Annotated in this window: 7 protein-coding genes; 6 read left to right on the top strand and 1 reads right to left on the bottom strand. The window is 50.9% G+C overall.

Translation table 11 applies throughout. The features are described from left to right. Positions 1-525: 525 nt before the first annotated feature. The 6 genes from flhD to cheW all read left to right on the top strand — a co-directional run bounded on the left by flhD (position 526) and on the right by cheW (position 5,967). Positions 526-867: a flagellar transcriptional regulator FlhD gene (flhD, locus tag NNN64_RS22145; RefSeq protein WP_040232414.1), complete on the top strand. Its 342-nt coding sequence runs from the start codon at positions 526-528 to the stop codon at positions 865-867. Between the two features lie 2 nt (positions 868-869). Then, positions 870-1,448 (top strand): flagellar transcriptional regulator FlhC, encoded by a 579-nt coding sequence (gene flhC / locus NNN64_RS22140; protein WP_005127694.1) that lies wholly within the window; start codon positions 870-872, stop codon positions 1,446-1,448. A gap of 124 nt (positions 1,449-1,572) precedes the next feature. Beyond that, positions 1,573-2,460, top strand: coding sequence for a flagellar motor stator protein MotA (gene motA, locus NNN64_RS22135; protein ID WP_005127691.1), 888 nt, complete (start codon positions 1,573-1,575; stop codon positions 2,458-2,460). Then, on the top strand, positions 2,457-3,386 hold the full coding sequence (gene motB / locus NNN64_RS22130) for a flagellar motor protein MotB (RefSeq protein WP_271442788.1): 930 nt from the start codon (positions 2,457-2,459) through the stop codon (positions 3,384-3,386). The genes motA and motB overlap by 4 nt, the downstream gene beginning before the upstream one ends. Positions 3,387-3,390: 4 nt before the next feature. Beyond that, positions 3,391-5,442 carry a chemotaxis protein CheA gene (gene cheA / locus NNN64_RS22125; RefSeq protein ID WP_271442787.1) on the top strand — a complete coding sequence of 684 codons (2,052 nt, stop codon included), beginning with the start codon at positions 3,391-3,393 and terminating at the stop codon, positions 5,440-5,442. A gap of 21 nt (positions 5,443-5,463) precedes the next feature. After that, positions 5,464-5,967, top strand: a complete 504-nt coding sequence (gene cheW / locus NNN64_RS22120) for a chemotaxis protein CheW (protein WP_003034638.1) — start codon at positions 5,464-5,466, stop codon at positions 5,965-5,967. 76 nt (positions 5,968-6,043) lie between these two features. Here the strand turns inward: cheW and NNN64_RS22115 are convergent, their stop codons facing one another. Beyond that, positions 6,044-7,303, bottom strand: coding sequence for a dicarboxylate/amino acid:cation symporter (locus NNN64_RS22115; protein ID WP_271442789.1), 1,260 nt, complete (start codon positions 7,301-7,303; stop codon positions 6,044-6,046). Between the last annotated feature and the right edge of the window lie 101 nt (positions 7,304-7,404).

Raw genomic sequence — 7,404 nt, 5'->3', positions numbered from 1 at the left:
GTCTTAATATTTAAGTTATTGTTTGTTAAGGATTTAATTGAAAAGGTATTTCATATTAAATCTGTGATCCATCTCGCTATTTCAGTGCGTGATATTAACGTGCGTGAACAGAATACTATTCGCTTTTATTGCAAGATTATTCGTATGGCTGGAATTGAATGAGATAACGATGGTTTAAAAAATAGCCAAAGTAAAAGCTGGGCTGATGGATTTATGTTAAGTGTTTAGCCTGATTATGTGATCTACGTCACATATTCTTTAAATTCGCAGCATGGCTACGTTGTATGTGTAACGGGTGGCGGGTAGAGTTGCGTCGAATTAGGAAAAATCTTAGACATTTGTAAGAAATGATGTGAGCTTGTAAGGGACGCGGCATTCTAAGAAAGGAATGTTTAGACAACGCGTAAGCGCCATCACGTTGCTATGTATTTGACCTTTTGCTTTTTTTTACCGGGCCTTCCCGGCGACATCACGGGGTGCGGTTCTGCCGCATGAAAATAATGTTGGTTATTATGGATGCAAATAATGCATACATCCGAGTTGCTGAAACACATTTATGACATCAATTTGTCGTATTTATTGCTTGCACAGCGTTTGATCGTTCAGGACAAAGCATCTGCAATGTTCCGCTTGGGTATCAGCGAAGAGATGGCGGATACATTGGCAACATTAACACTTCCTCAAATGGTCAAATTGGCTGAAACCAATCAACTGGTATGCCATTTCCGTTTCGACGATCATCAGACTGTAACGCGTTTGACGCAAGATTCCCGCGTTGACGATCTTCAGCAAATTCATACCGGTATCATGCTTTCAACACGCCTGCTTAACGACATTGATGACGCAGCGCGTAAGAAAAGGGCTTGATGATGAGCGAAAAAAGCATTGTTCAGGAAGCGCGTGATATCCAGTTAGCGATGGAATTAATCACATTGGGCGCCCGTTTGCAAATGCTGGAAAGCGAAACGCAATTAAGCCGTGGCCGACTCATCAAGCTGTACAAAGAATTACGCGGTAGTCCTCCGCCAAAAGGGATGCTTCCGTTTTCCACCGACTGGTTTATGACGTGGGAACAAAATATTCATGCATCGATGTTTTGTAATGCATGGCAATTTCTGCTTAAAACCGGTTTGTGTAGCGGCGTGGATGCTGTGATTAAGGCGTATCGGTTATATCTTGAGCAGTGCCCGCAGCCAGAAGAAGGGCCATTGTTGGCGCTTACTCGTGCGTGGACCCTTGTCCGTTTTGTTGACAGTGGTTTGCTTGAATTGTCTGCCTGTAACTGCTGCGGCGGAAATTTTATTACCCACGCGCACCAACCCGCAGGCAGCTTTGCCTGCAGTTTATGTCAGCCGCCATCGCGAGCCGTAAAAAGACGTAAACTTTCCCAGAATGCTGCCGATATTATTCCACAACTGCTGGATGAACAGATCGAACAGGCTGTTTAACTGATACGGTGTGGATAAACACTCCAGCAGCGGTAAGCGATTACCGCTGCTTTTTTTTGTCCTGACCATGAGTTAACTGCCCGACTGCGCATCCTGTCATAGTCAATTGCGAAAGGATGATGTCGTGCTTATCTTATTAGGTTACCTGGTTGTTATTGGTACAGTTTTCGGCGGTTACATGATGACCGGCGGACACCTTGGGGCACTCTATCAACCGGCTGAGCTGGTTATCATCGGTGGCGCGGGTATCGGGGCATTCATTGTTGGCAACAACGGTAAAGCCATCAAAGGGACGATGAAAGCGATCCCGTTGCTTTTTCGGCGTTCGAAATATACCAAAGCCATGTATATGGACCTGCTGGCGTTACTCTACCGCCTGATGGCTAAGTCACGTCAGCAAGGCATGTTCTCGCTTGAACGCGATATCGAAAATCCAAAAGAGAGTGAAATTTTCGCCAGCTATCCGCGTATTCTTGCGGATGCAGTGATGCTTGATTTTATTGTCGATTACCTGCGTCTGATTATCAGCGGCAACATGAATACGTTTGAAATTGAAGCGCTGATGGACGAAGAGATTGAGACGCATGAAAGTGAGGCCGAAGTTCCGGCTAACAGTCTTGCAATGGTCGGTGACTCATTGCCAGCGTTCGGGATCGTGGCTGCGGTGATGGGGGTTGTGCATGCGCTGGCTTCTGCCGATCGTCCGGCGGCTGAACTGGGTGCTCTGATTGCACATGCCATGGTAGGGACATTCCTCGGTATTTTACTGGCCTATGGATTTATTTCCCCACTCGCCAGCGTCCTGCGACAGAAAAGCGCTGAAACAACCAAGATGATGCAGTGTGTGAAGATCACTCTGCTCTCCAATCTGAATGGCTACGCGCCACCGATTGCGGTTGAGTTTGGTCGTAAGACGTTGTATTCCAGCGAGCGTCCTTCGTTTATCGAACTGGAAGAGCATGTTCGTGCAGTGAGAAATCCAGCAGCGCAGCAGACGACCGAGGACGCATGAAAAATCAGGCCCATCCCATTATCGTCGTAAAGCGACGTAAACATAAAAATCACGGTGGTGGGGCGCATGGTTCGTGGAAAATTGCCTACGCCGATTTTATGACCGCGATGATGGCCTTCTTTCTGGTGATGTGGCTTATTTCCATCTCTAGCCCTAAAGAACTGATTCAAATTGCCGAATATTTCCGTACACCGCTGGCTACTGCGGTGACGGGGGGAAATCGGATCTCGAACAGCCAAAGCCCAATTCCCGGTGGGGGTGATGATTACACCCAGCAGCAGGGGGAAGTAAACAAGCAGCCCAACATTGATGACCTGAGAAAGCGTATGGAGCAAAGCCGCCTGAGCAAGCTACGTGGCGATCTCGATCAGCTGATTGAATCCGACCCTAAGCTACGCGCACTGCGCCCACATCTGAAAATTGATTTAGTCCAGGAAGGGCTGCGGATACAGATTATCGACAGTCAGAACCGCCCGATGTTTAAAACCGGAAGCGCAGAGGTTGAACCTTACATGCGTGATATTTTGCGGGCGATTGCGCCCGTACTGAACGGGATCCCAAACCGTATCAGTCTTTCTGGTCATACAGATGATTATCCCTATGCCAACGGTGAGAAGGGATATAGCAACTGGGAACTGTCAGCCGATCGCGCCAATGCATCGCGTCGCGAGTTGGTCAGCGGTGGACTGGATGATGGAAAAGTATTACGGGTGGTAGGTATGGCCGCCACGATGCGTCTGAGCGATCGCGGTCCCGAGGACGCCATCAACCGCCGTATAAGCCTGCTGGTTCTGAATAAGCAGGCCGAAGAGGCCATTTTGCATGAAAACGCTGAAAGCCAGAATGAGCCGGTAAGTGTCTTACAACAGCCCGCGGCGGTGCCGCCGGCAAGCGTTCCCACATCGCCACCAGCCAATCCGAGGTGATAGCGTGAGCATGGATATTAGCGATTTTTATCAGACATTTTTTGATGAAGCTGACGAACTGTTGGCTGACATGGAGCAACACCTGCTGGATCTGGTGCCTGAAGCCCCGGACTCCGAACAGCTGAATGCCATTTTTCGTGCAGCGCACTCGATTAAAGGCGGGGCGGGCACTTTCGGCTTTACCATTTTGCAGGAAACGACCCATCTGATGGAAAACCTGCTGGATGAAGCGCGGCGTGGCGAGATGCAGCTCAATGCCGACATTATCAACCTGTTTTTGGAAACGAAAGATATTATGCAGGAACAGCTCGACGCCTATAAAAACTCAGAGGAGCCGGATGCCGCCAGCTTTGAGTACATTTGTAATGCGTTACGACAGTTAGCGCTCGAAGCAAAAGGTGAAACCGCGCCCGCGGTGGTCAATAGCGCCAAATTGAGCGTTGTTGATAGCACGGCGATACAAGACGAGGTGGTTGCACAAGCCGCCCCTGCCGCTGAAGAGGTCAAAAAGCGGATCATTCTCTCGCGCCTTAAAGCCAGTGAAGTCGATTTACTGGAAGAGGAACTGGGGAATCTGGCGACCTTGAGCGATGTGGTCAAAGGTGCTGACACGCTGTCGGCTACGATCGACGGTAACCTCGCCGAAGATGACATTATTGCTGTGCTCTGCTTCGTCATTGAAGCGGATCAGATTGAGTTCGAAACCATCACTGCTGCGCCGACTACTGCAGAAACGCCAGCTGTTGCTGATGTCGTCGAACCACAGCCACTGCCGGTTGCTGCACCAGCACCTGCGCCGGTGGTCAAAGCGACCGCCAACGAAGCTCCGCATGGACGAGTAGAGCGTGAGAAACCTGCGCGGGCCAGTGAATCGACCAGTATCCGCGTGGCGGTTGAGAAGGTCGATCAGCTGATTAACCTGGTGGGTGAACTGGTCATCACACAGTCAATGCTGGCTCAGCGTTCGAACGAACTGGATCCGGTAAATCATGGCGATCTCATCACCAGCATGGGGCAGTTACAACGTAACGCCCGCGATCTGCAGGAATCGGTGATGTCGATTCGTATGATGCCGATGGAATATGTTTTTAGCCGCTTCCCGCGCCTGGTGCGCGATCTGGCGGGTAAATTGGGTAAACAGGTTGAACTGACCCAGGTCGGTAGCTCCACCGAACTGGATAAGAGTCTGATCGAACGTATTATCGATCCGTTGACGCACCTGGTGCGTAACAGTCTCGATCACGGCATTGAACTGCCGGAAAAACGCATCGAATCCGGGAAAAGTCCGATTGGTAATCTGACACTCTCTGCCGAACACCAGGGCGGGAATATTTGTATCGAAGTGACCGATGATGGCGCGGGTCTGAACCGCGAACGTATCCTGGCGAAAGCGATTTCCCAGGGGATGCCAATCCACGAAAACATGAGCGATGACGAAGTTGGCATGCTGATCTTCGCCCCGGGATTCTCAACCGCCGAGCAGGTAACGGATGTTTCCGGGCGTGGTGTCGGTATGGACGTGGTGAAGCGAAATATCCAGGAGATGGGCGGGCACGTTGAGATCCAGTCGAAACAGGGCCAGGGCACAACCATCCGTATTTTGTTGCCGCTGACGCTGGCTATCCTTGATGGTATGTCTGTTCGTGTAGCCGATGAAGTGTTTATCCTGCCGCTGAATGCGGTAATGGAGTCTCTGCAACCTCGGGAAGAAGATCTCCATCCGCTGGCCGGGGGAGAGCGTGTTCTGGAAGTGCGTGGTGAGTATTTACCGCTGGTTGAGTTGTGGAAAGTCTTTGAGGTCGAAGGTGCAAAAACCGAAGCAACTCAGGGTATTGTAGTGATTTTACAAAGTGCAGGGCGTCGCTACGCGTTGCTGGTCGATCAGTTAATTGGTCAACATCAGGTAGTGGTAAAAAACCTGGAAAGCAACTACCGCAAAGTGCCAGGCATTTCCGCAGCAACGATCCTCGGCGACGGTAGCGTCGCGCTGATTGTCGATGTCTCTGCATTGCAGGGGTTAAACCGCGAACAACGTGTGGCAATCACAGCCGCCTGATTGAGTAAGAAAGGGAAGAATATGACCGGTATGAGTAATGTAACTAAACTGGCCGGCGAACCGTCAGGTCAGGAATTCCTCGTGTTTACGTTGGGGGATGAAGAGTACGGTATCGATATCCTGAAAGTGCAGGAAATTCGCGGCTACGATCAGGTTACGCGTATTGCCAATACGCCAGCCTTTATTAAAGGTGTGACAAACCTGCGCGGCGTGATTGTGCCGATCGTTGATCTGCGTGTGAAGTTCAGCCAGAGCGATGTGGATTACAATGAAAACACCGTCGTGATTGTCCTGAATCTGGGTCAGCGTGTGGTGGGAATCGTTGTTGATGGTGTATCCGACGTGCTGTCGCTGACGACGGATCAAATCCGTCCTGCGCCTGAATTTGCTGTTACCTTGTCTACGGAATATCTGACCGGGCTGGGGGCGTTGGGTGACCGGATGCTGATTCTGGTGAATATTGAGAAACTGCTGAACAGCGAAGAAATGGCGCTGTTAGATATTGCTGCCAGTCACGTCGCGTAATCGCCATACCGAATCCGGCCTACAACGATTATTGTTGCAGGCCGGATAAGCGTAGCGCGTACGGCAGACTTTCCCCTTACGCTTCTCGTTCAATCAGCTCAGGTTCAGCTTCCAGTAACCCTTCCTTCTGCGCCAGCATCGCTGTCGCAATTCCGTTACCCAATACGTTAATCGCTGAGCGCCCCATATCAAGGAAATGGTCGATGCCCATCAGTAACAGGATCCCTGCAACAGGAATATTAAAGCTTGGAATGGTTGCCGCTAGCACCACCAGCGCTGAACGCGGTACGCCAGCAATCCCTTTTGACGCCAGCATCAATGTCAGCATCAGCACGGTAATTTCCGCGAAGGAAAGGTGGATGTTATAAGCCTGTGCGATAAACATGGAGGCGAACGAGCAGTACACCATCGAACCGACCAGGTTGAATGAATAGCCAATCGGCAGTACGAACGACACGATGTTACGTGAGCAGCCAAATTTGGTTAATTGCTCCAGCGTTTTAGGGTAGGCCGCTTCCGAACTGCTGGTAGTGAAGGCGACCAACACCGGATCTTTGAGCATACTGACCAGGCGGAACACCTCTTTCTTCAGCACCAGATAGCCCACTGCCAACAGGACCAGGCAGGTCAGCAGAATAGCGACGTAGTAGCCGCCAATAAATGACGCGTAGTTGAGCAGAATACCCAGGCCCTGCGTGGAGATAACGGAAGAGATAGCGGCGAAAATTGCCAGCGGCGCGACGTACATAACATAGCCCGTCACTTTCAACATAATGTGTGAAACCACATCCAGTGCGGCGACCAGCGGCGCGTTAAATTTCTCTCCCAACGATGCCCCACCAATACCGAAGAACATTGAGAACACGACAATTTGTAGGATCTCATTATTCGCCATCGCTTCGGCAATACTGGTAGGAATGGTATGAGACAGAAAACCTTTCAGGCTCATACCACCGACGGCGAGTCCGGTGTCAGTAGCTTCCAGTGGAATGGCCAGGTTCAGCCCGCTCCCGGGTTGTTCAAGTGAGACAACAAACAGGCCAACCAAAATAGACAGCACGGACGAGCTGATAAACCAGATCATCGCTTTGCCGCCAACGCGTCCGATGGTGGAGGTTTCTCCCAGACGCATGATTCCGACGGTCAGAGTGCTGAAGACTAACGGTGCGATGACCATTTTTATCAGCCGCAAAAAGATGTCGGTGAGCAGCGTAATATTATCAGCCCAGGCGGTAACGACGCCGGGGGAGGCATAGGTGTGGATCACCGCACCCGACAGGATCCCCGCCAGCATGAAGATCACGATAAAGAGCGTGAGTTTGTTTGCATTTGCCACTAAAAAGCCCTGGATCGGGTTACGCAACAGAACGCCTCACTGGTGCAGGAGTCGGCCGCTGCCGCTGCCGCACTCGAGGAGCAGGCCAGTCGCCTGACCCA

This window comes from Citrobacter sp. Igbk 14 (genome assembly GCF_028069825.1).
Classification (GTDB): Bacteria; Pseudomonadota; Gammaproteobacteria; order Enterobacterales; family Enterobacteriaceae; genus Citrobacter.
This window is presented reverse-complemented; position numbering and strand designations above follow the sequence as displayed.

What these genes read in the sequence shown, in the direction of transcription:
- flhD (WP_040232414.1), top strand. Translation starts at nt 526, where the DNA reads ATGCATACATCCGAGTTGCTGAAACACATTTATGACATCAATTTGTCG.
- cheW (WP_003034638.1), top strand. Translation starts at nt 5,464, where the DNA reads ATGACCGGTATGAGTAATGTAACTAAACTGGCCGGCGAACCGTCAGGT.
- flhC (WP_005127694.1), top strand. Translation starts at nt 870, where the DNA reads ATGAGCGAAAAAAGCATTGTTCAGGAAGCGCGTGATATCCAGTTAGCG.
- motB (WP_271442788.1), top strand. Translation starts at nt 2,457, where the DNA reads ATGAAAAATCAGGCCCATCCCATTATCGTCGTAAAGCGACGTAAACAT.